The organism is Oceanicaulis sp. MMSF_3324 (genome assembly GCF_030733545.1).
In the GTDB taxonomy this organism is placed as follows: Bacteria; Pseudomonadota; Alphaproteobacteria; order Caulobacterales; family Maricaulaceae; genus Oceanicaulis.
This window is the reverse complement of record NZ_JASHIU010000001.1, coordinates 276,106-300,663: the sequence shown is the minus strand read 5'-3', so window position 1 is coordinate 300,663 and position 24,558 is coordinate 276,106. Positions and strand designations below refer to the sequence as shown.

Below are 24,558 nucleotides of genomic sequence, written 5' to 3'. Positions count from 1 at the left end.
GTCCCACACTTGGCCGTGATTCCTCGAACTGGGATCACTCAAGAAGGTACTGCCAGTCCACGGTCTCCACGAGCGGGCGCCAGCGCTCGATCTCTGCTTTCGCATGAGGCGGCAGAGTCTTGAAACCGTAGACCCCGCTTGTGATCGATGTGCTTTTCCGACCGAGCAGGACATCAATGTTGTTATCGGCAATGCCTTTCTGCATGAGCTGAGCTGTCGTGTTGGATCGCAGGGAGTGGAAATCTTTCTTCCGCTCACCGTCCTGAGGTCTGAGAGCGAGGCGATCTCGAAGCTTACGAAACTCGTTCCCAAGAGTGTTCGACTTGTGAGGCTGGGCCGTATAGCGAACAACAGCTTCGCGAATATGCGGATGACAGGGGTAGAACCGATCGCCTGACTCCTGCTTCTGCTTTTTAAAGCGGATGAAGTCCGTCTCAGGGTCATACTCGATCTCGGCAATCGCACTCCGCCGGTGTCCGGTGTATAGGGCGATCCAGATCACATCCCGCATCCAGTGTCCCTCCGACCCAGCCAGCAGGGCTCGAAGCTCATCATCAAACCAGGCTTCATGCTCGACCGGGATGTGCTCGGTTTGCACTTCATGACCACGCCAGACCGTGCGTTGCTTCTTGTTGAACTTCCACAAGTTCGAAAGTGCGGTAGCAATGTTCCCGATGGATTTTTGAGACAAGCGCTCAGTATCGGCTATCTCTTGCAGAAAAGCGCCCGCAATATCCCAGTCCACTTGCTCAATCGAAGGAAGGCGATACTTATCAGCTCGCTCGAAAGCCTTCCGATACGATTCTTTAGACTTGTCCGATAAAGGCTTTCCATCGCGTTTTTTTCGAGCTCTTTCCAGATATTCTGCGCCAAGGTCAACGTAGCTCCTCCGCCCCACCAGAGCATGCATGTACTGGCGAAGTAGGCGACCATCCTCGGTATTCGCGTTCACCCAATCCAGAGACGCTTTGATCTTCTGTTCGTCATCACGGTCACTCACAGGAAGTCGGTCGATGGCGATCTGACGCGTTCTATCCACGAGCTTCTTCAGCTCTGGTTGGTCAAATGTATCTTCCTGAACTTTGGGGGCTGCGGAAATCGCCAAGCTCGTGTGTCCCGGCCTTCGCTCTATCGAAGCGACCGGTTCCACTGGCTTCCTCTTGTGGTCCTGGAAAGCCTTGGCTTCCGCAATCAATCGCGCTTCAGCATTCAACTTTGTCTGCTGACGGAGACGCGCCCACTCTGCTTCGTAATGGTGATCCCATTCGTCCCGTAGCTTTCGCGCTTAGACCGGGTCAGTCACCTTCAAGCTGAAGGCAATTACCTTCTGGCCCACCAGGCTTTGAACATCAGCAGGGACCGTTCGATCATACCGGTAGAATCGGGAACGACGATCAGGCTCACGGAGATGGAAATTTATACGCTTCATCGGTCGAAACTGGAGGATTCCTCTGTGGAGAATCCTGTGTAATTTCGCTTCCGATTGCAAGCGTTCTCAACGAAATCAGTGACTTCGGAGAATATGGTGCCCAGGAGAAGACTCGAACTTCCACTCCCTTGCGGGAACTGGCACCTGAAGCCAGCGCGTCTACCAATTCCGCCACCTGGGCAGGTGAGGAGCGGGGGTGATACGGCGATGGATGGCGGCTGTCAACGGGGATGGCGCCGTTGATCTGCACATCATCGTCACATGCCCTGAAACCGGCGCCCGCCAAGCCCCCCGGACGCCGCCACGATCACTGCGCCGCATGGACATGCGCCCCCATTTTGGTCTATCGCCCTATCAAACCTATCTTACATGTCGCACGCAGCTTCGCGCGCGAGCCTTCCAGGGGCGGACCATGACACTTCGCAATGAAATGATCACCGTTTTCGGCGCTTCGGGCTTTATCGGCCGGTATGTGGTGCGTGAACTGGCCAAGGCCGGATACCGGGTGCGCGCCGCGACCCGCCGTCCGCATCTGGCCCATGAGCTCAAACCCATGGGCGTCGTCGGCCAGGTCCAGCTGATGCAGGCCAATCTGCGCAATGAAGACTCCGTGCGCCGCGCCGTGGATGGCGCCCATGCGGTGGTCAATCTGGTGGGCATCCTGTCTGAAAGCGGCAAGCAGAGCTTCCAGTCCCTGCAAGCGGATGGCGCGGGCCTGGTCGCCAAGTGCGCGGCTGAAGCCGGCATCACCAATTTCGTGCAGATCTCGGCCATTGGCGCGGATGAGGGCAGCAAGTCCGAATACGCGCGCACCAAGGCGCTGGGCGAGAAAGCGGTCCGTGAAGCCATTTCCTCCGCCGTCGTGCTGCGTCCGTCCATCGTGTTCGGCACCGAAGACGGCTTCTTCAACAAGTTCGGCTCCATGGCGCGCTTTGCACCGGCCCTGCCGCTGATCGGCGGCGGCCAGACCCGCTTCCAGCCGATCTTTGCCGGCGACGTCGCCGATTGCGTGCTCAAGGCGATCGAGGCGCCCTCCAAGTATGCAGGCCGCACCTATGAGCTGGGCGGTCCGAGCACCTACAGCTTCAAGGAGCTGATGGAGTTCATCCTGACCACGATCCGGCGCAAGCGTGTGCTGGTCCCGGTGCCCTTCTTTGCGGCCTATCCGCTGGGCATGGTCGGCGAGATCCTAGGCGCGCTGCCCTTCGTCCAACCCTTCCTGACCCGCGATCAGGTGACCTTGCTGAAATCGGACAATGTGGTCGGTCAGACCGATGAGGATTTGGGAACCACCGCCGATTTCGACATCGAGCTTGAAACCGTCGAAGCCCTCACCCCGACCTATCTGGTGCGCTATCGCAAGGGCGGCCAGTTCTCAGAAGACCCGGAAATGATCGCATAATGCCTGATACCGAACGCAAATTTCCCGGCTGGCGCGGCACGACCATTCTCAGCGTGCGCAAGAACGGAAAAGTGGTTCTGGCAGGCGACGGGCAGGTCTCGATCGGCGACACGGTCGTCAAGGCGACCGCCCGCAAGGTGCGGCCGATTTCCAGCGGCAAGGTGATCACCGGTTTCGCCGGCGCCACCGCGGACGCCTTTGCCCTGTTCGAGCGTCTGGAAGGCAAGCTCGAACAATATCCCGACCAGCTGGCGCGGGCCTGTGTGGAGCTGGCCAAGGACTGGCGCACAGACCGCTATATGCGGCGGCTGGAAGCCATGCTGATCGTGGCGGACAAGTCCGAAACCTTCACCCTGACCGGCGCAGGCGATGTGCTGGAGCCTGAAGACGGCGTCGCCGCCATTGGTTCAGGCGGCAATTACGCCCTGTCGGCGGCGCGGGCGCTGCTCGATTATGAAGAGGACGCCGAAGTGATCGCGCGCAAGGCGATGAAGATCGCCAGCGAGATCTGCGTCTATTCCAACGGCAATCTCACCGTCGAGACGCTGGGCTAGGATCTTCACATGCCTGAACACAAAAAACCCCGGCTTGCCGCCGGGGTTTTTCTTTAAGCTCGATTGAATGCTGACAGCGCGGAAACTTAGTCCTCGATCGTGAAGGTCAGGCCGGCATGATCGGTCAGGCGTTTGATCAGAGCATCGCCCAGGGCCGGCGCCGTGGTGTAAACCCCGCCCGGCGTCTGGTCGCGGCTCACATCCTTGACCAGCGATAGCGCGCATTCGGTGATCATCTTCGAGGTCGATCCATAGCCGGGATCCTTGTCGCCCTTCACCGACGCGGTGAAACGCTGACCGTCCGCGGTCTCTCCCGTGAACATGACGTCATAGAAGCCCGTTTCGCGTTCTTCCTTGGACGGGCCCTCACCCGGCTTGGGCGGGTTGTCCTGCATGGAGCGATCATTGGCGATGGCGTGCGCAAACTGCTCGCCCTTTTCGCCCGGCCCGGTCAGGAACATCTCGTCATAGACAAAGTCCTCGCCATAGGCGTGACCCATCAAGGCATTGGAGCGATGGACATTCTTGGTGTTGATCGTGGCCATCACGAACGGGGCGGACCAAGCGCCCAGATCATCCTCATAGATCACCTTCGCGCCATGAGGCTGTTTGGGACCTTCAAAATCCTCGCACAGGGAGAAGGGGTCTTTCAGCCAGTCGATAATCTGCGGCTCTTTCGCCGCGCGCTTCATGGTTTCAGCGAAACTCGCCGCCGTGCCGCCCGAGAAGGTGCCCTTCATGGCGCGCACTCGGCCCTTGATCCGAGACAGCGGCTTGCCGATCTTGTCGGTCACATGCTGCTGCAGGAAATAAACGCCCAGATCGAAGGGGACGGAGTCAAACCCGCACGAATGCACGATGCGGGCGCCGGACGCTTTCGCCTTGTCCGAATAGGTCGCGATGATGTCGTGCATCCAGGCCGGCTCGCCGGACAGGTCCACATAATCGGTCCCCGCCTCGACACAGGCTTTGACCAGCGCCTCGCCATAAAGCTGGTACGGGCCCACCGTGGTGATCACGGCGCGCGTACGGTCCGCCATGGCCTTCAATGAGGCCGGATCAGACGCATCGGCCACAACAAGCGGCGTATCGGCCGGCGCGCCGATCTCGTCGCGCACACGCTTGAGCTTGTCTTCGGACCGGCCCGCCATGGCCCAGGCGACGTCCTTGCCGTATTCGCTGGCGAGATATTCCGCCACCAGACGCCCGGTGAAACCGGTCGCGCCATAGATCACGACGTCAAATTCTGCGTTCGACATGGTGGTCTCCTCCCTGACTGATTAGTTCACTCATTAAGTGAATTAGGCGAGAAGCGCCAGCCCGCAAGAGGTTCAGCTGTCCAGTTCTGTCGCAAACACCATGGCGTCATCGCGAAACGCCTTGAATTCCAGGGCATTGCCGGCGGGGTCACGGACGAACATCGTTTTTTGTTCACCCGGCTTTCCGGCGAAACGCACATAGGGATCGATGATGAAGGGCGTGCCGGCGCGGCGCAGGCGTTCAGCCAGAGGGTCAAACTGATCCCATTCCAGGATCAGGCCGAAATGGCGCACGGGCACATCCTTGCCGTCCACGGCGCCGGTCTGGGCGTTCTGGCATTCCTCGGGCGCCAGATGGGCGACGATCTGATGGCCGAGAAAATCAAAATCGATCCAGTGGTCGCTGTCCCGTCCCCGCGGACATCCCAGCACGTCCCCATAAAATCGGCGGGCCGCCTGAAGGTCGTCCACGGGAAAGGCCAGATGGAAACGGGGACGGGTCATCGCACACTCCTCTGTCGGGCCCTGCAGCCACGGGCTTTGTGTTCCGGGCGGTAAGCCCCTACATGTCTGCAATCCTTACCACCCAATCGACAAAAAGACATGGGGCGTCATGACTGAGTTTTCTCCGCGCGAAATCGTCCATGAGCTCGACCGCCATATCATCGGCCAGGGCGACGCCAAGAAGGCTGTCGCCATCGCGCTGAGAAACCGCTGGCGCCGCAAGCACCTTCCTGAAGGGCTGCGCGAAGAGGTCACGCCGAAGAACATCCTGATGATCGGCCCGACCGGGGTCGGCAAGACCGAGATTTCCCGCCGCCTCGCCAAGCTGGCCGGCGCGCCCTTCATCAAGGTGGAGGCCACCAAGTTCACCGAGGTGGGTTATGTGGGCCGGGATGTGGATTCCATCGCCCGTGACCTGGTGGAAATCGCCATCACGCTGGTGCGCGAGAAGAAACGCGAAGAGGTGAAGGCCAAGGCCCATGGCGCCGCCGAGCAGCGCGTGCTCGACGCCCTGGTCGGCAAGGACGCCGGCGCCTCCACCCGTGAGGCTTTCCGCAAGAAACTCATGTCCGGCGAACTCGACGACAAGGAAATCGAGATCGAGATTGTCGATGAGAGCGCCAATCCGTTCCAGGGCATGGATCTGCCCGGCATGGGATCGATGGGCGTCATCAATCTGGGCGACATGCTGGGCAAGGGGTTTGGCGGCAAGCCCAAAACCCTGCGCACGACGGTGAAAGAAGCCTATGAGCCGCTCATCAACGAGGAGGCGGACAAGCTGCTGGATGAGAACCAGATCCAGTCCGAAGCCATCCGTCTGGCGGAAAACGAGGGCATCGTCTTCCTCGATGAAATCGACAAGGTCTCTGCCCGCTCCGACGCGCGCGGGGCGGATGTGTCCCGCGAAGGGGTGCAGCGCGATCTGTTGCCGCTGATCGAGGGCGCCACCGTCACCACCAAGTACGGGCCGATGAAAACCGACCATGTGCTGTTCATCGCCTCGGGCGCGTTCCACGTATCAAAGCCCAGCGACCTGTTGCCTGAACTGCAGGGCCGCCTGCCGATCCGGGTCGAGTTGCAGGCGCTGACCCGCGATGATTTCCGCGCCATCCTGACCGAGCCGGAAGCCAGCCTCATCACTCAGTATGTGGCGCTGATGAAAACTGAAGGCTTCGAGCTGAGCTTTGACGATACGGCCATTGACGCCATCGCCGACTTCGCCGCCGAGGTGAACGCCAGCGTGGAGAATATCGGCGCTCGCCGACTGCAGACCATTCTCGAACGCGTGTGCGAGGAAATCAGCTACACCGCCTCGGACCGGTCCGGTGAAACCCTGGCCATCGACGCCGATTATGTGCGTGAGCGCGTGGGTGATCTGGCGCGTAACGCCGATCTGTCCAAATTCATCCTCTAAAAGAACAGCGCGGCGCACCGTAAGGGTGCGCCGCGCCGAAAAAAGGGGACCGGCGCGGCGCGAGCTGATACCGGCGCCGACCGAAGTCGCACGCTATGAAGCGGGGAGATACACCGTCTCAGCTGCAGACATAGAAGCCTCAACCGAGGTCACTTGCGCAAGTGAATTTCTGTTGAACTTGAGCTCAAACACGCCAGTTCTCAGTGAAAAATCAGTAATGTAGAAACGGTCCGGCGCCACAGGGACCAAAGGCGCCCACGATTGTCCTCCATTATAGCTTGCCATAAGCCGACCGTTCTCGAGATAAATCGTGAGATCATTGGTGAAGGGCGGGGCCGCCATCTGGGCCCGAATGTCCAGAGGAAAGGCCGGGTCCGCAGCATAAACGCCGACATATCGCGCCAGCTGATCTTCACTCAGCTCGAGACGGGGCACGTCCACCACCGGATTCACCGTCCAGCCCATGACGTCATTCATGGCATTGCGGATCTCGATCGCAAGGTCCATCCCGTTCGCGCCATTGGTCAGAATGACCAGACCATCTCCGGTTCCCAGATGTCCCTCCATCCAGGTGCGATAGGAATTGTTCGCGCCGCCATGATGAAAGATGAAATGTGCGCCACGGCCCTCAAGGCGCGGACCCAGGCCATGCTCGGAAGGCGACACTCGCGTCATCATCTCCAGACCCAGCCGGGGATGCAGATACCCGCTCTCGCCGCGATAGGCCCGGATCATCTCCGCCGTCATGCGGCCCAGATCGCTGGCGCTGGTCCACAGGCCTGACGCCGCCATCTCGGGGAAGGCTTCATAGCCCCGCGGCAGGGCCGTGGGCGCGCCGGACCGGTCATGGGCCCTGGCGATATCCCCATGGTCTTCAGGCAGCGGATTGGCGAAAGTGGACCGGCTCATGCCCAGAGGGTCGAACAAGGCCGCCTCTGCGCCCTCTTCAAAGCTCATCCCGGTCGCCTGGGCGATGAGCCCTTCAAGAAGGGTATAGCCTCCGCCGGAATACCGATAGCTCAGGCCCGGCCGCGCTTCCACACGCAGAGGCGCATGGTTGGCCGGAGCCTGACCATTCAGGGTCTGCGCCCGGGTCGGCAGGGCCTCGCCCGGCATGAAGTCCGCAAACCCGTGCAGGTTCAGCCCGCCCGTATGAGACAGCAGCATACGGATGGTGAGCGGCGCATCAGCATGGGGCGAGCCTGCCTCCGGCGCCCAGTAGTCCAAAGCGTGGCTGATATCCTGATCGAGATCGAGCGCGCCGGACTGAATCAGATTCAGGGTCATGAAGGCTGTCGCCATCTTGCTGACCGAGCCCGCCGAGAACACGGTGTCCGCCGTGACAGGCGCCCCTGAGCCGGCCTGGAGCACGCCATAGCCCTGTGCGAACACGACATCGCCATCCTCGATCACGGCGACAGCGACGCCAGGAACACCGTAATGGGCCATGCGATCTTCAAGCGAATAGCGCTCAACAACCCCGTCATGGGAGAACCGCCCGCGCAGCGCATCGGTGAAGCGTTCAGGGCCATAGCTGCTGAAGGCGGACGCCGGCTGGCAGGCAGACAATGCGGGCGCACTCACCAGCGTCGCAGCGCCTAGCACCAGAGCTGACAAAACTGTCTTCAGGGGGAATCCAGACATAGGGGTCTCCTTTCCATCAATCGACGGATTACCAGAATCTTTGTTTTTAGTGTTATTAGAGTGGGTTAGTTCGTTTGGGGCGGTTGATGTCTTGCACCCCGCGCCTCAAGCCATCGCACCATCTCAGACTGGCCATGGCGTTCAGCTTCGCTCAGCGGCGAGCGATAGGGACCGCCCCGATCCCCCGGCGCCGCCGGCACGGTCAGAGTCGGGTCCGCGCCTGCAATCAGCAAGAGCTCAGCCGCCCCGGTCTGACCGGCCGCCGCTGCATTGATCAGCGGCGTTTCATCCGCCAGCACGAAACCGTTGGGATCGGCGCCCGCCAGCACCAGCCGGGAGATGATGTCGAGATGACCGCCCCTCGCCGCGTTGATGAGCGGAGAGCCATTCTGAGGTGCGGCGAGATCCACCTGGGCGCCGGCCTCCAGCAGCAGGTCCACCACCTCCAGGCTTCCGGCCCGCGCAGCGACGATCAACGCCGTACCGGACTGACGCGTGACGAGATCAGGCGCAGCGCCTGCTTCCAGCAACAACGCGACCATGGGCGCGTCACTGCGACGGCTTGCCTCGATCAGGGCCGTTCCGTCATTGGGCCAGATGCGGTTCACATCCGCGCCACGCGCGAGCCGGGCCTCGACATTGGCGAGATCACCCTGACGAACCGCCTGGATCAGGCGCGATTCCAGAAACTCCACCGCACCGACACGCGGCGTGAAGACCAGGGCAAGCGCGATCAGAACTGGCAAGGCGGTCAGCATCGTCAGGAAAGAGCGGCGCACGGAACCCGCGCGCACTTGGGTCAAAGCGTTCACACGGAACCTCAATTCAGATTTACGCGGCGCTTGGGCCGCCAATGTCAGAGGACGGGCCAACACCGCTTTTTGCGCGGCGTCCAACAGCGCATGGGCCAGCACCAGCGGCTTGCCCTGGGTGCGCGCCGCCGCTTCATCGCACAGCACCTCACGCATACGATGCACCTGCCGGTTCAGCTGGTGCACGCCGGGCGCCCACCAGAACAGGCCCGCGATCAGGCGCTGGACAAGCCCTGTCAGGGCGTCATGACGACGGATATGTGCGATTTCATGCTCCAGCACGGCTTCACCGGCTTCATCGAAGCGGAAATCATCAGGGATCACGATCACGGGGCGGATGAAGCCCGCTACCATGGGCGTGAGGACATCTGCGCTCTGACGCAAGCGGACCGGACGAGACAAGGCCAGCGGGGACGCTACGGATTTCGCTCTCGATGTCAGGCGGTTCAGGCTCCACAGATCACGGATGAGGCTTAATCCGGCCCAGAACAGACCGATCAGCCACAAGCAGACCCCGGCAAACCCCATGCCCGTCAGAATATCTGACCCAGCCAAACCCGGATCGCTCATCGACGAGACGCTCGCCGGCAGGGTCGTCAACGCTTCAGGTGAGATCACGGACACCGGGGCTGCAGCTGCGCTGCCGACATTGAACCCCTGGATGGCGGTCTTTGAACCCGGCATCAGGGCGAACGCGAAGATGGCGGGGATCGTGAGCAGACCCGCAAGCGCCAGATCATGGCGTTCGCGGATGCGCAGGGCCGGTGCAAACCGGTCAAACAGCACAGCGCCAAGACTGATTGCAGTGGATCCGATCAGAACGAAGACAGCAGACTGGAACAGGGCGATGATCATGATTCACCGCCGGTCTTGTTCTGTTGCTTGAGCAGTTCCGCGCGCAGGGCCTCGATATCATCAAGGCTCAGCGCCTCATCCTCGACCAGATGCTGGGCCAGGCGCTGGGGCGAGCCTCCGAAGAAAGATTTCAGCACGCTGCCCAGCGCGGTGCGTTGTGCGCCTTCCTGGGACAAGGCCGGGGCGTAGATATGCGCCCGGCCTTCCTTGCGAAAGCTGACATAGCCCTTGTCGGCCATGATGCGCACGGTGGTGAGCACGGTGGTGTAAGCGAGCCCATAGCGGGGCTCCAGAGCATCGGTGAGGTCGCGAACGCTGGCTTCGCCACGCGTCCACAGCACGCTCATGATGCGATGCTCGGCTTCGGTCAGGGTGGGGGAGGAGGTGCGGGCCATCTACGAATTCCTTAGTTTCAATTCGTTTCGCACACCCGTCCTGATCTATCAACTAAAAACTTAGTTATTTTGTAAGTCTATATATTTAAATATTATTTTGCTCGAAGCATGACGTAGAACGCGCCAGAGCCGCCATGTCGACGATTGGCCTCGGCATAGCCCGAAGCCAGCTGGGCGAAGTCAGGGTCACGCATCCATTGGGTAAAGGAGCGGCGCAAAACGCCCGGCAGCGCGCGCTCATCGGGCGACCAGGGCTGGAAGCGCCGTTCATCCAGCGCGCGCGAGCCCGCGCCCTTGCCGGTGATCACCAGCACCGTGCGCATGCCATTTGATCGGCAGCGGTGCAAAAAGCCCAACAGCGCCTGACGCGCATGGGAAGAGGTCATGCCATGAAGATCGAGCCGGGCTTCCACCTCGACCTGTCCGCGACGCACCTTCTTTTCCGGACTGCGATCCACGGGTACGCGCCGCGCGGGCCGTTTGGCCATTTCCCGCATCAAATCACGCTGCAAGGCGCCGGTTTTCAACGGTTCCGTCTGGGGAATGGGCAAGGATTTGGGTTTGGGCGGTTCAATGTCCTCCCGCTCCAGCCGTTTGAGGCGATCCTCGTCCAGCGGCTTCACTTGCCGCGCAAACCGGGTCCAGAGCTCACGCTCCTCGGGCTTGAGCCCACGGGGTGTGCGCCGCTTGACCATCAGTGCTGCTGACGCGCCGCCAGCTCATTGGGCAAAAGAAGCGTCCAGCGCGCGGCGGGATCGTTCTGTCGCCCAGCGCGTTCGCCCGCTTCATAACCCCAGCCAAAAAACAGATCGCCCCGCGCCGCGCCCTGAATGGCGCCGCCCGCATCCTGGGTAATGACCAGCCCGGTCCAGTTCGGCGCGCCGTGCAGGCGCGCATTGAGCACCACCGGAACGCCCCAGGCGTGATGAGCCGCATCCACTGCCAGTGACGCCATCGGCGTCAAGGGCGCGCCCTGGGCCCCGATCGGGCCTTCAGAGGGGTCATCCAGACTATCAAGGGTAAAGAAGACATAGCGCGGGTTTTCATCAAACAGGGGGCGCCAGGATTGCGGTCCGCGCAGGCGCAACCAGTTCTCGATATCCTGCTTGGAGGCGTTGTGCTCGGACAGCTCCCCGCGATCAATCAGGATGCGCCCGATTGAGACATACGGTCGGCCGTTATGCGCCGCAAAGCGCACCCGCGCTTCAGAGCCGTCAGGATAGACCAAACGGCCCGAGCCCTGGATCTGCAGGAAGAACACATCGATCGGACGGCCCCAGGCCAGCGGCACGCCCAGATTCTGGGCCTCGATCTCGGCGCGGGACTGATAGGGCACAAAGCGATGGTCCGCTGCGCGCCCCACCACGCGTTGCCCCTCGAGCCCGGCAATGAACTGGCCCAGATCGCCGGTCAGAAGATCGCCCGGCAAGCCCCGGATCGCCATGGAGAACTCAGATGTCGGCGCAGCGCTGACCTCCACAACGGGTTCGTAATAGCCCGTCAGGCGACCCGCGCCATCAAGTTCGACCGGCGTGAAATTGCGCTCGAAGAAGGCCCGTGCCTGATCGGGGCCAGCGCCCATGCCCACCAGCATCGCGCCTTGCAAGCACACGGACCGCCAATCGCCTGCCGTGCCGGCATAGGGCACGCGCGGATTCATCGGTTCGTGATCGGGACGCTGCTCGACCCGTTCGCACGACCGGACAAACGCGCTCAGGGCCGATTGCGCATCCACCTGACGCCAACCCTCAACCCGGGAGAACGGAACAGGGTGAAGCTGAACCGAAGTCACAGCCGGGCGGGGCGGAAGCCCGCCGGGTCGACCCGGTACGCCTGGCTGAGCAGGCGAAGGCGCGACGGGTCCGCTGGAACAGCCTGCCAGCACCAGACAGGCGAAAAGGGCCGCCAGCTTAAGCGGGTTTGACCCCGGAGAGGCGCCAGTTGGGGTTCTCGCTGGTGACGTCACGCTCAAAGCTCCAGATCTCATCGACCGTTTTCAGTGTGGTGAGGTCGCCCTCCACCACATCTCCCTGAGCATTGCGGGTTTCACTGGCGAGCTCGACGGAGAAGGTGATCTTCACCTTGGCCCGATTATCGTTAAGAGAGGCTTCAGAAATCTCCGCAGACTTGATGCGGTCGATCTCGGTGGTCACCGTCCAGTCCTTCTCCTCACGCGCGCTGATCGACTGGTCATAGGCTTTCATGACCCGGTCGCTCAACAGCGGCTGAAGCGCCTCGCGATCGCCCTTGGCATAGGCCAGCACGATCATTTCATAGGCCGCCTTGGCGCCCTTGCGGAATTCCTCTGGATCAAAGGAGGGGTCCTGCTGGGCGATCTGCATCAGGCCTTCGCCGGCCGGGCCGGAGAACTGCGCTGCAAACGGCGTTTCATCCTCTTGCGGGCGCATGGAGGGCGGCGGCGCGCCCATCCCGGCGGCTTCCGCGCGCTCGCGCTGTTCGCGTTCCACATCCTCGGCGGTGCGTCCGGACGGCTTGCCCAGCACCATGTAGAGGCGGACCCCCAGGAACACGGCGAGGCCGGCGAAAAACAGGATTTGAAGAATGTCCATGGAGACGCTCTCGCAAGATGTGTGTGCGTTTTGTGCAGATATAGGGGTTCATGACCGCCACGTCACGCGGGCGCTTGTGCTTGCCGCATTCGCGCCTGCGTGCTACCCGCCCCGCTTCACCCTTAGTTGTTTGCGGGATTGTGCTTTCGCATTCTCCCGATCAAAGCTTGAGTTGACCCATCATGACCGACGCGCCCGCTACGCCGCAAGGCGGCGACCAGCCGATGCCTCCCGCCATTCGTGTGGCGGGTCAGTATGTCAAAGACCTGTCATTTGAAAATCCCGGCGCGCCTGAAAGCCTGCGCGGCGCCGGCCAGCCCAATATCGACCTGAGCGTGGACGTTCAGGCCCGTGACATGGGCAATGACATGTTCGAAGTGGAACTGATCATTGGCGCCCGCGCCCAGCGCGAGTCCAACCCGGTCTTCATCGTCGAACTGACCTATGCCGGTCTGTTCCAGATCCAGAATGTGGATCCGCAGGCGCGTGAAGCCTTCCTGCTGATCGAGTGCCCGCGCCTGATCTTCCCGTTCGCCCGTCGCGTCCTGTCTGACGCCACCCGCGATGGCGGCTTCCCGCCGTTGATGCTGGAGCCGGTGGATTTCGCGGCCCTGTATCGCCAACGCGCCGCCCAACAGGCCCAGGCCCAGCAAGGCGCCCCGGCGACCCCGCCGTCTGACGCGTAATACTCAGGCTGTCTGATCAGCCTTCAACAGTCCCAGAGACTGCCAGAGCGGGTCGTCCATTTCCGAGATAAACTCGGCATGGGCGGCCCGTTCCTGTTCTGTCACAAGGCTGGGCAGGGATTTCGGCCGCGGCGTACGCGTCGGGTAGACCACCGTTCCGTCCCCGCCCTCTGAGCCTGAAAAGCTCAGGCTCTGCTCACGCCCGCCATTGAGCTCAAGATAGACTTCGGCCAGCAGGTAGGAGTCGATCAAGGCCCCGTGCTTGGTCCGGCTGTCGAGCGAAACATCAAAGCGTTTACACAGGGCATCCAGGCTGGCGGGCGCGCCGGGAAATTTCTCGCGCGCAATCGCCGCGGTATCGATGAACCGCGCTTTCGGGATGGCTGTCTTGCCACAGCGCTCAAGCTCCATATTGATGAAGCCCATGTCGAACATGGCGTTGTGCGCCACCAGCGTTGAATCCTCGATGAAGTCGAGAAACTGATCGACCACTTCGGCGAATTTCGGCTCGTCCTTGAGCATCTCCCAGGTGTGGCCGGTCACAGCGGTGACTTCGGCGGGAATGTCGCGCTCGGGATTGATCAGGATGCGCAAATCCTTGCCCGTCGGGATGAGGTCAATGACCTCCACGCAACCCAGTTCCGTCACGCGGTCCCCGCCGCGCGGATCCAGGCCGGTGGTCTCGGTATCGAAAATGATCTCGCGCTTGCTCACTGCGCATCCCCGCTCAATTTCAACGCGTCCAGCAAGGCCCGCACCTGTTCACGGGCATGGTCGACGCCCTGGCTGGTGTCGATGACATGATCGGCCCGGGCGCGCTTGTCCGCATCGGGCGTCTGCCGCGCCAGAATGGCTTCGAACTTGTCCACGCTCATGCCGGGCCGGGCCAGAACACGATCACGTTGGACTGCTTCGGGGGCCGAGACCACCACCACATGATGGACCTGGTCATGCTGGCCGGTTTCAAACAAGAGCGGCACATCCAGAACCACAAGCGGCGCGCCCGCATCTTCCGCCTCATGAAAGAAGCGACGCCGCGCCTGACCCACCAGCGGATGCACGATGGCGTTCAGGGTTTCAAATTTTGACGGATCGGCCTGTAAGGCTGCTGTCAGTTTCGCCCGGTCCACGCCTGTCGCTTCATCCGCGCATCCGGGAAAGGCTCGCGCAATCAACGGCACGGCCTCGCCGCCTGGCGCATACATCGCGGCCACTGCGGCATCTGCATCAAAGACCGGCACGCCCTCTTCCGCGAACAGGGCCGCGGTCGTGGATTTGCCCATGCCGATGGAGCCTGTCAGACCCAGAATGATCATGCCCGGCGCTCCAGTTCTGCGAGCAGGCCCTGACGCACGCCGTCATGATCGGGCGCGGACGCCCCGAAAAAGCGCCCAAAGGCCGGGCGCGCCTGTCCGACCAGCATGACCAAGCCATCCGCGGTCCGGCGTCCCAGGCGCTCGGCCTCGGCCAGAAGCCCGGTTTTCAAGGGCGCATAGACCATGTCAAAGACAAGCGCGTCTTCCGCCGTGCCCGACAGATCCGCCGTCAGCGGCGGCTGTCCGGTCATGCCCAGCGATGTCGCGTTGATGACCAGAGACGCGTCCTGATAGGCCTGCGCATCGTCCAGCGTATGAATGTGTGCGGAAACGCCAAACTCTGCCGCCAGCGCTTCAGCGCGAGACCGGGTCCGGTTGAGGATGCGTATGTCCCGGCGCTGATCCTTGAGGTTATAGAGCGCGGCGCGCGCAGCGCCGCCCGCGCCGATCAGCACGGCGGGGCCAGACCCTGAATCTGATTCAAGAGCGCGGGCGATCCCCACATGATCGGTGTTGTCCGCCAGGATCCGGTTCTGTCGCCAGACCAGCACATTGGCTGCCCCGATGGCGCGCGCCGCATCAGAGGCTTCGTCTGCAACCTTCAGCGCCGTTTCCTTGTGGGGAACGGTGACATTGACCCCGACCAGACCTGCATGAAACCGTTCGCGCACTGCGCTTTCAAAGGCATCAGGCTCGCATTCAATGATGGCGTAATCGCCCGGCTGACCCGTTTCATCGAGCCAGGTTTTCATGATCAGGGGAGACAGCGAGTGCTTGGCGGGCCAGCCGACCACAGCCGCCTTGGGCCAATCGCTCACCATCTCGTTAAGCCTCCAGAACGCCGTGTGCGCGCAAGGCGCCCAGCACAGGGATCAGGGACAGGCCCAGAATAGCGTAATAATCGCCCTCGGTGCGCTCGAACAATTGCGCGCCCAGCCCTTCGAACGCATAGCAACCCACCGCCTTGGTCAGGATATCGCCGGCCTTGTCGAGATAGTCCGCGAGGAAAGCATCTGAAAAATTCCGCATGACGAGCGTGGACGTCGCCTGATGCCGCCAGACGACTTCTCCGTCCCGCGCCAGCGCAATGCCGCCTTGCAGATGATGGGTCTGGCCGCGCAATTGACGCAGGCGTTCCTCGGCCTCTGCGACCGAGCGCGCCTTGTCATAGGCGACGCCGTCAAACTCGAGGACCTGATCCGAGCCCAGCACCAGCGCGCCGGGGCGACGATTGGACACTTCAAGCGCCTTGCGTTCGGCCAGTTCCAGCGCCAGCGCCGCCGGGTCGCCGGCAAAGCTGTCCTTGACCGCGCCTTCATCGATATCGGCGGGATCCACCTCAAAGGCGACCCGGGCGTTTTCAAGGATGGCGCGGCGTGACGCCGAACCGGAAGCGAGAATAAAGCTCATGACGACCGTCTCTAGAATTTGGATTTATGGTCCTGCAGAAGGTTGAGCACCTTCGCCGCTGTCTCTTCGATCGAGCGCCGCGTCACATCGATAGAGGGCCAGTTATACCGCGCAAACAAGCGCTTGGCGTGAATGACCTCTTCCTTGACCGCCTCTTCATCCACATAATCGGTGGATCGATCTTCCTTGAGATTGAGCAGGCGATTGCGCCGGATCTGGATAATGCGCTCGGGCGAGGCGGTCAGACCCACGATCAGCGGCTTTTTCAGGCGGTAGAGGATTTCCGGCAGCGGCGCGCCCGGCACCAGCGGAATATTCGCGGTCCGAATGCCGCGATGGCCTAGATACACGCTTGTGGGGGTCTTGGACGTCCGTGAAATCCCAAGAAGAATGACGTCGGCGCTCGCCAGGTCATCCCCCTGACCATCATCATGGGCCATGGAATAATTCATCGCCTCGATGCGGCGATAGTAATCGGCGTCCAGAACCCGTTGGGCGCCCGCCTTGCCCTGAACCGGCGCGCCCAGATAGCTCGACATGGTGGCCTGGATCGGGTCCAGAACCGCCAACGCCGGCATGCCCATGGACGCGCACGCATCCTCGAGATCACGCCGCAGCTCGGCATTGACCAGTGTGAACATGACAATGCCCGGATAGGCTTCGATGTGCTCAAGCGCGCGCTCCAGCTGCCGCGGCGACCGCACCAGGGCATACAGATGCTCGATAGGGCGCACATTCTGGAACTGGGCGACGGAGGCGCGCATGACTTCCATCAGGGTCTCGCCCGTGGAATCCGAGATCATGTGCACATGAAAATAAATGCCAGCATCGGCGGACCGGGGCATGCGCGGCTCCTGAACAGACTTCATCCCCCATCGGTAGACCAGAGCGGGCAAGCTGTGAATAACCCTGTCTGCTTGTCCACGATTCAAGCCCGGCTGGGGACAGGCGAAGTCGGGTTTCAGCGTTGGCGCCCAATCGGCGCCCAGTCATGCACATTCGGGGATTAACAGGTCTGCGATCACCCCAGAACTGTCGACAATTATCCGAGTCATATTATCGGTTTTACGCCTGATCGCCGCCGCGCATTCGGCTAGGCTGCGGTTAACCAAAGTAAAAAATGAGTTAACGTCTCATTTTGATACAAAAGTCAGACCGTGGATGACCCGCGTTCACAGGCTGTGGATATCCGGCGCCAGCGTTGATCCGTCGCAGTTATCCACGTTATGGGCGCCCCTACTATCACCCCTTCTTTTCATTCAATGAAAAAGAACGGTATGACCGGGTCTGACCTGTCCGGGGAAAACTCCCGAACCCCGGCGCTGACGAGAGCCATCGATGACTGATCAGAACCAGCCTTTCCTGCGCGCCCTTGCTGGCGAGACCGTCTCTCCGCCGCCGATCTGGCTGATGCGCCAGGCCGGTCGCTATCTGCCTGAATATCGGGAGGTGCGCGCCAATCAGCCCGATTTCATCAATTTCTGTTTGAATTCGGACGCTGCTGCGGAAGTCACGCTCCAGCCCATTCGCCGCTATGATCTGGATGCCTCTATCGTCTTCGCCGACATCTTGCTGATCCCATACGGTCTTGGACAGAAAGTCTGGTTTGAGAAAGGCGAGGGGCCCAAACTTGAGCCGCTGGCGCTTGAAAATCTCGGGGCGCTGTCTGTCGAACGGGCCAATGAGGTTCTCCGTCCGGTCAGCGACACCATCGCCAAGGTGCGCGCCGGCCTGCCGGACACCTGTTCGCTGATCGGGTTTGCAGGCTCGCCCTGGACGGTGGCGACCTACATGATCGAAGGCGGCGGCTCCAAGGACCGGTTCAAGGCCCGCACCCTGGCCTGGACCCAGCCGGACGCGTTTGACGCTCTGCTCAATCTTCTGGCCGAAGCCAGCGCGCATTATCTCAAGGCCCAGGCCGATGCCGGCGCCAATGCGCTCAAGCTGTTTGATTCCTGGGCGGAAGGGCTGCCCGATCCGCTGTTTGACCGCGTGGTCATTCGCCCCACAAAGCTGATCATCGATCGCCTGCGCCAGATGGGCGTCACGCTGCCGGTCATCGGTTTTCCGCGCGGCGCGGGGCCCCAGGCCGTGCGCTATGCCAGGGAGACCGGCATCCAGTGTCTGGCGCTCGATCATGGCCTCGACACAAACTGGGCGCGTGAAGCGTTTCCGAAGGATCTGCCGCTTCAGGGTCAGCTGGATCCGTCCGTGCTGCGCGCAGGTGGAGACATGCTGGATTCAGAGATTGATCGCCTCCTTTCCGCCTGGGCGGGACGGCCCTATGTGTTCAATCTCGGACATGGCATTAATCTCGACACGCCGCCCGAGCATGTGACGCGCCTCGTGGAACGCGTCCGTGCCTTCAAGGGCTGACAGGTCAGGCGTGATCGGTTTCAGACAGGAGTAGGCGCATGGCGCGGCGTATTGCAGTGGTGCTGTTCAATCTGGGCGGCCCGGACAGGCCCGAGAATGTGCGCCCGTTCCTGCGCAATCTGTTCCGGGATCCGGCGATCATCGGCGCGCCCGGTCTGGTGCGGGAATTTCTGGCCTGGCTGATCTCGACCACGCGCACCAAGGAAGCGACTGAAAACTACGCCAAGATGGGCGGCGGTTCGCCGATTGTCCCTGAAACCGAAAAGCAGGCGCAGGCGCTGACCGCCGCGCTACGGGATCGGCTCGGGGAAGAGGACGACGTGCAGTGTTTCCTCGCCATGCGCTACTGGCACCCCTTCGTGCATGAAGCGGTGGAGGCTGTGAAAGCCTATGCACCTGATGAGATTGTCCTTTTGCCGCTTTACCCGCAGTTCTCCACGACCACGACCGGCTCGTCCTTCAAGGCGTGGCGTGATGCAGGCGGGCCTGAGGCGCGGGCCATTTGCTGTTATCCCGAGGAAGCGGATTTCATTACTGCCCATGTGCGCCTGATCGAGGCGGAATGGGAGAAGGCCGGCAAGCCGGACAATCCGCGCGTCCTGTATTCCGCGCACGGTCTGCCCGAAACGATCATCAAGAAGGGCGACAGCTATCAATGGCAGGTCGAGCAGACGGTGGCCCAGGTCAATGCGCGCCTGCCTGAACACCTGCAGAACCACGAGATCTGCTTTCAGTCCCGCGTGGGCCCGCTCAAATGGATCGGCCCGTCCACCGAGGAAGCGATTGAACGCGCCTGTCAGGACGGCAAACATATCCTTCTCACGCCGATCGCCTTCGTGTCCGAGCATATCGAGACCCTGGTCGAGCTGGATGAGGAATATGCCGAGCTTGCCGAAGAGCATGGCGCCAAGGGCTATGACCGGGTTCCGGCCCTGGGCGATCAGCCTGATTTCATTGCAGCACTCGCCCGTGTCACGGTAGACGCGCTTGAGGGTGGAAACGGGCTCAAGCCGCCGCAAGGCCAGCCGATCTGTCCGGGCAAGTTCGGCCGTTGCCCCTGTCTCGAGGCCGGTCTCAAACAGGAGGATGCCGCATGATCGATTTTCTGCTGCCCGGCTCGATCGGCTATCTGGTGATCAAGGCGCTGCACATCATCGCGGTGATCTTCTGGATGGCGGGCATGCTCTACCTGCCGCGCCTGTTCGTGTATCACCACCAGGCCGAGGCGGGCGGAGAGCTGGAAGGCGCGCTACTCATTCAGGAGCGCAATCTTCTGAAGATCATCGTCAATCCCGCCATGATAGCGGTCTGGCTGTTGGCGATCGTGATGATGGTCGCCAATCCGGCGCTGTTCAGCCAGGGCTGGTTCCATTTCAAGCTGTTGCTGGTTCTGCTGATGTCCGGCATCCATGGCTTCTATGCCGCGAACGCGAAGAAGTTCGCGAAGGGCGAACGTCCGAGAACTGAAAAGTTCTGGCGAATCATGAATGAAGGCCCGGCCATCCTGGTCATCTTCATCGTCCTGCTGGCTGTCGTTAAGCCGTTCTGAGACTGAAAAATCATTGACCTTTCGCGCGGCGCGTGGCAGGGATTGAAGGACTCCTTGATAAGGATCCTTCCAACCAGCTGCGGGCCGCGCCGACGTCATCGTCTGACAGCGCCCGGGCTAACACCCAATCCCATAGTCGATCCGCGCCCGGTATGGCGCAGTTCGTCGTCTGGTGTTCACCAGGACCGGATTTCATCGGGTCTTGTGAGCCGAGCTGTCTGAGAAACTCATGACCGATACCCCTGAAACCGAACCGCAGGACGGTGGTGAAGCTGCGGCGAAATCGACCCGCCGCATGTCCCTTCAGGAACTGAAGGAAAAGTCGCCCGCCGAGCTGGTGGAGCTGGCTGAAGGCCTTGATATCGAAAACGCCTCATCCCTGCGCAAGCAGGGCATGATGTTCGCGATCCTCAAGGCGCTGGCTGATGAAGGCGCCGAGATTTCCGGCGGCGGCACGCTGGAAGTGCTGCAGGACGGTTTTGGCTTCCTGCGCGCTCCGGAATCCAACTATCTGCCGGGCCCTGACGACATCTATGTCTCTCCCAGCCAGATCCGCCGCTTTGGCCTGCGCACTGGCGACACGGTGGAAGGCGAGATCCGGGCGCCGCGGGAAAACGAGCGCTATTTCGCCCTTCTCAAGGTCTCCTCGATCAATTTCGAGCAGCCCGACAAGTCCCGCCACAAGGTTCACTTCGACAACCTGACCCCGCTCTATCCTGATGAGCGGTTCAACATGGAAATCCAGGACCCGACCAAGAAAGATCGGTCGGGCCGGGTCATCGACATCGTGTCGCCGCTGGGCAAGGGGCAGCGCGCCCTGATCGTGGCGCCGCCGCGTACGGGTAAGACGGTTCTGATGCAGAACGTCGCCCATGCCATCGAGACCAACCATCCCGAGTGCTATCTGATGGTGCTGCTCATCGACGAGCGCCCTGAAGAAGTGACGGACATGCAGCGCACCGTGAAAGGCGAGGTCGTGGCCTCCACCTTTGACGAGCCTGCGACCCGTCACGTCCAGGTGGCGGAAATGGTGATCGAGAAGGCCAAGCGCCTCGTCGAACACAAACGCGATGTGGTGATCCTGCTCGATTCCATCACGCGTCTGGGCCGGGCCTACAACACCGTGGTGCCCAGCTCGGGCAAGGTGCTGACCGGGGGTGTGGACGCCAACGCCCTGCAGCGTCCCAAGCGCTTCTTCGGCGCCGCGCGGAATATCGAGGAAGGCGGCAGCCTCACCATCATCTCCACCGCGCTGATCGACACCGGTTCGCGCATGGACGAGGTGATCTTCGAAGAATTCAAGGGCACCGGTAACTCCGAGATCATTCTGGACCGCAAGGTCGCCGACAAGCGCGTCTTCCCGGCCATCGACATCCTCAAGTCGGGCACCCGGAAGGAAGAGCTTCTGGTACCCAAGCAGGATCTGCAGAAAACCTATGTGCTGCGCCGGATCCTCAATCCGATGGGGACTCAGGACGCCATCGAGTTCCTGCTGTCCAAGCTCAAGGAAACCAAGAACAACGCCGAGTTCTACGACTCCATGAATACCTGATCTGTCAGGCATTTAGCGTGTTCGAACGGCCGTCCGAATGGGCGGCCGTTTGCGTTTGGGACTAGCGTGAGGACGGTGAGATATGGGAGAATGCTTAAAAGCTAAAGTATCGGGGAGGAAACCCATGTCTGAACCCAATATCACTCTTTACCATGCGCCCATGTCTCGTTCGGTCCGGGTGCGGTGGTGTCTTGAGGAAATGGGGCTGCCGCACACGCTCGAAAATCTGGGACCGATCACGGCGGGCCAGCGGGGCAATATGGGCGGAGAGGCGTTCAAGGCCATCAACCCCATGCAGAAGATTCCGGCGATGACCGATGGCGATCGCGTGATGCTGGAATCGGTCGCCATGGTGGAATATCTGGTGACCAAATACGGCCCGTCCGATCTCGCCGTGACCCCCGACGAGCCCGATTATGATCGATATCTGGAATGGATGCATTTCAGCGAAGGCACCATGTCCATGGCGGTCAATCTCACCCTCGCCCATACCGCCTTGTTGCCCGAAGATCAGCGCAATCCCGGATTGGCCAAATGGGCGCGGTCCGAACTCGACAAGCAATTCAAGCTGATTGCTGAGCGGGGCCTGGCAGACGGACGGGAGTATCTGGCGGCGAACCGGTTCACCGCGGCCGATATCGCGCTGGGTTATCTGTTTTATCTTCTGAAGATCGTCAAACAGTTCGATGGCGCGCCCGAAGCGGTCAGCGTCTATTTCGACCGGTTGCGCGCACGGCCTGCCTGGCAGCGCGCCAGCGCGGACTGACATGAAAAGGCCGACGGATTGACCGCCGGCCTTTTTTCTCGTCAGGAGCCTGCCTGCTTAGCCCTGCGCCGCCGGGCAATTGTCCAAGAGGGTCCGGGAGGCGTCATACGCATCCAGAGCGGTTGCGGCGGCCGGCACATCGTCCACCGAAATGACCTCTGCACCGTTTTCGCTGAGCAGCTGGTAATCCACTGTGCCGTTCCGTTCGCCGCCGAAATCGCCAAAGCTCGTCTCAATGCCCATATCGGCCAAGGCGGAATCCCATTCCGGATTGCCGGTCCCGACACCCAGCCAGATCGTTGTCAGCTCCAGATCCACACCGCCCTGGGAGAGGCGTTCCAGGTCTTCCGCGTTGCGTGCGCCGGCAGACAGGGCCACGTCAGGCAGAATGCTCGCGAGGGTGATGGCGTCTTCGATCGAATAGGTGATCACCACCGAGCGATCGACAGCATCGGCCGCCACCAGAGCGGCTCCGATCTCGTCAAAGGTGGTGTCTTTCAGATCCACTTGGGCGAAGCCGCGTCCGTCCAGAAAGGCGAGGGCGTCTGAAAAGGTCGGCACGCCTTCATTCAGGGTATTGCCGTCCAGGTCGACAAGACGCAGCGCGGCGATTTCCTCATAGGTCATCTCGTCCACACGTCCCGTGCCGTTGGTCGTGCGGTCCACAGTGTCATCATGCATCAGCACGAGAACCCCGTCAGCGGTCTTGGCGACATCCATTTCCATGAACAGGGCGCCGTCATCGAGCGAGGCCTGCATGGCGCCAATGGAATTCTCAGCTGCGCCTTCCCGGTCGCCGGTGCGATGCGCCTGCAGCAGGGTCACGCTCTGCTCGCGCGCGCAATCGAGATAGGCGGGCAGGTCCACGCCTGCGAGCCAGAGATCAGACGCTGCGGCGTCAGCGGTCTGTGCCTGGGTTTCAGGCGTTTCGATCGCTTGCTCGGGGGCGGGCGCCTCTGCGGAACAGGCGGCAAGGGCGAACAGGCTGACGCCAAGAAGGAAACGCATACTATTGATCCTATTTAAGGTTCTTATTCAAGAAGTTAAGCGATCGGCCATTAGCCAGTTCCGCATCCTCGGCATGGTAGTGAGCCCCACCGGGACGCGCGAAGGCGTGATCGCGTTCTGCATAATGATGGATCGTGACAAGTCCATGCTTGGACAGCGTATCCATGATCTGGCCCTGCGCTTCGGGCGGCACGAATTCGTCCTTGCCGGCGATATGCAGCATGAGCGGGTGGGAGATCAGTTTCGCCTCATCGAGCAGGTTCTGGATATTGACCCCGTAATATCCCACACAAGCGTCCGCATCCGTGCGGCAAGCGGTGAGATAGCTCAGCTGACCGCCCAGGCAGTAGCCCACCGCGCCCACCTTGTCCGCGCCATTGGCGCGCGCATGGGCGATCGTGGCGGCAATGTCGCGCACGCCGGCGTCCACGTCGAACTGGCCCATGAGATCGAAGGCTTTTTGCCATTCTTCCTCGGTCTTGTCCGTGATCTGAATACCCGGCTCGATCCGCCAGAACAGGTCGGGACAGATCGCCGTGTATCCCTGGGCGGCGTACTCGTCGCACAGATCGCGCATGACCTGGTTCACGCCGAAGATTTCCTGCAAGACGACCAGCACCGGTCCTTCACCGGTCTGATAGGCGGAAAACGCGCCGTCCGGGCCCTGGATGATGATGTCTTGTCCTGCCATGAGAGGTCTCCTTGCGTGTCTGAGCACTCGGCTTTGTCATGCGCTTCTGAGCGGCGTAGACTGATGCCCGAATGCTCCGCTTTCAGCGTGGCGAGACTGAGGCGAGGCCCCCATGAAGGTCAACATCAATATCGAATGCACCCCCGAAGAGGCGCGGACCTTCATGGGTCTGCCGGATGTGACGGGGTTGAACGCTCAGCTTGTCGAGGAGATGGGCAAGCGCATGAGCAACAATATGGACGCCATGGAGCCCGAGACGCTCATGCGCTCTTGGATGACCATGGGCGGCGAATGGCAAAAGCACGTCATGGGTCTGATGGGTCAAGCCGCTGCGGGCGGATCCGCGAAGTCTGACAAGAGCTGATC

The 24,558-nt window shown here is 61.4% G+C and carries 27 protein-coding genes and 1 tRNA gene; 10 read left to right on the top strand and 18 right to left on the bottom strand.

Annotation, left to right across the window (positions count from 1 at the left end; translation table 11 throughout):
* Window positions 1-34 precede the first annotated feature (34 nt).
* The 3 genes from RBA95_RS01455 to RBA95_RS01450 all read right to left on the bottom strand — a co-directional run bounded on the left by RBA95_RS01455 (window position 35) and on the right by RBA95_RS01450 (window position 1,610).
* Window positions 35-1,213, bottom strand: a complete 1,179-nt coding sequence (locus tag RBA95_RS01455) for a hypothetical protein (protein WP_306015008.1) — start codon at window positions 1,211-1,213, stop codon at window positions 35-37.
* A 72-nt stretch (window positions 1,214-1,285) separates the two neighbouring features.
* Window positions 1,286-1,429 (bottom strand): DUF6538 domain-containing protein, encoded by a 144-nt coding sequence (locus RBA95_RS14500; protein WP_371933568.1) that lies wholly within the window; start codon window positions 1,427-1,429, stop codon window positions 1,286-1,288.
* A gap of 94 nt (window positions 1,430-1,523) precedes the next feature.
* Window positions 1,524-1,610 (bottom strand) — tRNA-Leu (locus tag RBA95_RS01450).
* 231 nt (window positions 1,611-1,841) lie between these two features.
* Here RBA95_RS01450 and RBA95_RS01445 point away from each other — a divergent pair.
* The gene (locus RBA95_RS01445) at window positions 1,842-2,831 is read left to right on the top strand and encodes a complex I NDUFA9 subunit family protein (protein ID WP_306015007.1); all 990 of its coding nucleotides are present in this window, start codon (window positions 1,842-1,844) and stop codon (window positions 2,829-2,831) included.
* A complete protein-coding gene (hslV, locus tag RBA95_RS01440) occupies window positions 2,831-3,385 on the top strand; it encodes an ATP-dependent protease subunit HslV (protein WP_306015006.1) in 555 nt (184 codons plus the stop codon). Before RBA95_RS01445 ends, hslV begins: the two co-directional genes overlap by 1 nt.
* A gap of 86 nt (window positions 3,386-3,471) precedes the next feature.
* On the opposite strand, the gene RBA95_RS01435 is transcribed toward hslV, so the two are convergent.
* Both RBA95_RS01435 and RBA95_RS01430 read right to left on the bottom strand, forming a co-directional pair.
* Window positions 3,472-4,644, bottom strand: a complete 1,173-nt coding sequence (locus tag RBA95_RS01435; protein ID WP_306015005.1) for a trans-acting enoyl reductase family protein — start codon at window positions 4,642-4,644, stop codon at window positions 3,472-3,474.
* Window positions 4,645-4,716: 72 nt separating this feature from the next.
* Window positions 4,717-5,148: a VOC family protein gene (locus RBA95_RS01430; RefSeq protein ID WP_306015004.1), complete on the bottom strand. Its 432-nt coding sequence runs from the start codon at window positions 5,146-5,148 to the stop codon at window positions 4,717-4,719.
* 109 nt (window positions 5,149-5,257) lie between these two features.
* Here RBA95_RS01430 and hslU point away from each other — a divergent pair, with 109 nt between their 5' ends.
* Window positions 5,258-6,562 carry an ATP-dependent protease ATPase subunit HslU gene (gene hslU, locus RBA95_RS01425; RefSeq protein WP_306015003.1) on the top strand — a complete coding sequence of 435 codons (1,305 nt, stop codon included), beginning with the start codon at window positions 5,258-5,260 and terminating at the stop codon, window positions 6,560-6,562.
* Between the two features lie 93 nt (window positions 6,563-6,655).
* Here hslU and RBA95_RS01420 read toward each other — a convergent pair whose 3' ends face one another.
* The 6 genes from RBA95_RS01420 to RBA95_RS01395 form a co-directional block, all read right to left on the bottom strand.
* Entirely contained in the window at window positions 6,656-8,206 is a 1,551-nt protein-coding gene (locus tag RBA95_RS01420; RefSeq protein ID WP_306015002.1) for a serine hydrolase, read from the bottom strand.
* A 65-nt stretch (window positions 8,207-8,271) separates the two neighbouring features.
* The gene (locus tag RBA95_RS01415; RefSeq protein WP_306015001.1) at window positions 8,272-9,873 is read right to left on the bottom strand and encodes an ankyrin repeat domain-containing protein; all 1,602 of its coding nucleotides are present in this window, start codon (window positions 9,871-9,873) and stop codon (window positions 8,272-8,274) included.
* Complete coding sequence (locus RBA95_RS01410; protein ID WP_306015000.1) at window positions 9,870-10,268, bottom strand: BlaI/MecI/CopY family transcriptional regulator; 399 nt, start codon at window positions 10,266-10,268, stop codon at window positions 9,870-9,872. The genes RBA95_RS01415 and RBA95_RS01410 overlap by 4 nt, the downstream gene beginning before the upstream one ends.
* A gap of 92 nt (window positions 10,269-10,360) precedes the next feature.
* On the bottom strand, window positions 10,361-10,963 hold the full coding sequence (locus RBA95_RS01405; protein WP_306014999.1) for a Smr/MutS family protein: 603 nt from the start codon (window positions 10,961-10,963) through the stop codon (window positions 10,361-10,363).
* On the bottom strand, window positions 10,963-12,003 hold the full coding sequence (locus tag RBA95_RS01400) for a murein transglycosylase A (protein WP_306014998.1): 1,041 nt from the start codon (window positions 12,001-12,003) through the stop codon (window positions 10,963-10,965). Before RBA95_RS01400 ends, RBA95_RS01405 begins: the two co-directional genes overlap by 1 nt.
* A gap of 175 nt (window positions 12,004-12,178) precedes the next feature.
* Window positions 12,179-12,838 (bottom strand): Tim44/TimA family putative adaptor protein, encoded by a 660-nt coding sequence (locus RBA95_RS01395; protein WP_306014997.1) that lies wholly within the window; start codon window positions 12,836-12,838, stop codon window positions 12,179-12,181.
* A gap of 182 nt (window positions 12,839-13,020) precedes the next feature.
* On the opposite strand from RBA95_RS01395, the gene secB reads away from it, so the two are divergent.
* The gene (gene secB / locus RBA95_RS01390) at window positions 13,021-13,524 is read left to right on the top strand and encodes a protein-export chaperone SecB (RefSeq protein WP_306014996.1); all 504 of its coding nucleotides are present in this window, start codon (window positions 13,021-13,023) and stop codon (window positions 13,522-13,524) included.
* Between the two features lie 3 nt (window positions 13,525-13,527).
* Here secB and dnaQ read toward each other — a convergent pair whose 3' ends face one another.
* From dnaQ to RBA95_RS01365, 5 genes are read right to left on the bottom strand one after another with little or no spacing between them, the layout of a single operon-like run.
* Window positions 13,528-14,238: a DNA polymerase III subunit epsilon gene (gene dnaQ / locus RBA95_RS01385; protein WP_306014995.1), complete on the bottom strand. Its 711-nt coding sequence runs from the start codon at window positions 14,236-14,238 to the stop codon at window positions 13,528-13,530.
* Window positions 14,235-14,840: a dephospho-CoA kinase gene (gene coaE / locus RBA95_RS01380; protein WP_306014994.1), complete on the bottom strand. Its 606-nt coding sequence runs from the start codon at window positions 14,838-14,840 to the stop codon at window positions 14,235-14,237. Before coaE ends, dnaQ begins: the two co-directional genes overlap by 4 nt.
* The gene (gene aroE / locus RBA95_RS01375) at window positions 14,837-15,661 is read right to left on the bottom strand and encodes a shikimate dehydrogenase (protein ID WP_306014993.1); all 825 of its coding nucleotides are present in this window, start codon (window positions 15,659-15,661) and stop codon (window positions 14,837-14,839) included. Before aroE ends, coaE begins: the two co-directional genes overlap by 4 nt.
* 4 nt (window positions 15,662-15,665) lie before the next feature.
* Entirely contained in the window at window positions 15,666-16,250 is a 585-nt protein-coding gene (locus tag RBA95_RS01370; protein ID WP_306014992.1) for a nucleoside triphosphate pyrophosphatase, read from the bottom strand.
* Window positions 16,251-16,261: 11 nt separating this feature from the next.
* On the bottom strand, window positions 16,262-17,095 hold the full coding sequence (locus RBA95_RS01365; protein ID WP_306014991.1) for a pyruvate, water dikinase regulatory protein: 834 nt from the start codon (window positions 17,093-17,095) through the stop codon (window positions 16,262-16,264).
* 493 nt (window positions 17,096-17,588) lie between these two features.
* Between RBA95_RS01365 and hemE the strand changes: the two genes are divergently transcribed.
* From hemE to RBA95_RS01340, 5 genes are all read left to right on the top strand, one after another.
* The gene (hemE, locus tag RBA95_RS01360) at window positions 17,589-18,626 is read left to right on the top strand and encodes a uroporphyrinogen decarboxylase (protein ID WP_306014990.1); all 1,038 of its coding nucleotides are present in this window, start codon (window positions 17,589-17,591) and stop codon (window positions 18,624-18,626) included.
* Between the two features lie 38 nt (window positions 18,627-18,664).
* Entirely contained in the window at window positions 18,665-19,723 is a 1,059-nt protein-coding gene (gene hemH / locus RBA95_RS01355; protein ID WP_306014989.1) for a ferrochelatase, read from the top strand.
* Window positions 19,720-20,175, top strand: coding sequence for a protoporphyrinogen oxidase HemJ (gene hemJ, locus RBA95_RS01350; protein ID WP_306014988.1), 456 nt, complete (start codon window positions 19,720-19,722; stop codon window positions 20,173-20,175). Before hemH ends, hemJ begins: the two co-directional genes overlap by 4 nt.
* 295 nt (window positions 20,176-20,470) lie before the next feature.
* On the top strand, window positions 20,471-21,727 hold the full coding sequence (gene rho / locus RBA95_RS01345; protein WP_306015372.1) for a transcription termination factor Rho: 1,257 nt from the start codon (window positions 20,471-20,473) through the stop codon (window positions 21,725-21,727).
* 124 nt (window positions 21,728-21,851) lie between these two features.
* Window positions 21,852-22,493 carry a glutathione S-transferase family protein gene (locus RBA95_RS01340; protein WP_306014987.1) on the top strand — a complete coding sequence of 214 codons (642 nt, stop codon included), beginning with the start codon at window positions 21,852-21,854 and terminating at the stop codon, window positions 22,491-22,493.
* 57 nt (window positions 22,494-22,550) lie between these two features.
* On the opposite strand, the gene RBA95_RS01335 is transcribed toward RBA95_RS01340, so the two are convergent.
* The gene (locus tag RBA95_RS01335; protein ID WP_306014986.1) at window positions 22,551-23,501 is read right to left on the bottom strand and encodes a glycerophosphodiester phosphodiesterase family protein; all 951 of its coding nucleotides are present in this window, start codon (window positions 23,499-23,501) and stop codon (window positions 22,551-22,553) included.
* Between the two features lie 10 nt (window positions 23,502-23,511).
* Window positions 23,512-24,192, bottom strand: coding sequence for a dienelactone hydrolase family protein (locus tag RBA95_RS01330; protein ID WP_306014985.1), 681 nt, complete (start codon window positions 24,190-24,192; stop codon window positions 23,512-23,514).
* A 112-nt stretch (window positions 24,193-24,304) separates the two neighbouring features.
* On the opposite strand from RBA95_RS01330, the gene RBA95_RS01325 reads away from it, so the two are divergent.
* Window positions 24,305-24,556, top strand: coding sequence for a DUF6489 family protein (locus tag RBA95_RS01325; protein WP_306014984.1), 252 nt, complete (start codon window positions 24,305-24,307; stop codon window positions 24,554-24,556).
* The last annotated feature ends 2 nt before the right edge of the window (window positions 24,557-24,558 follow it).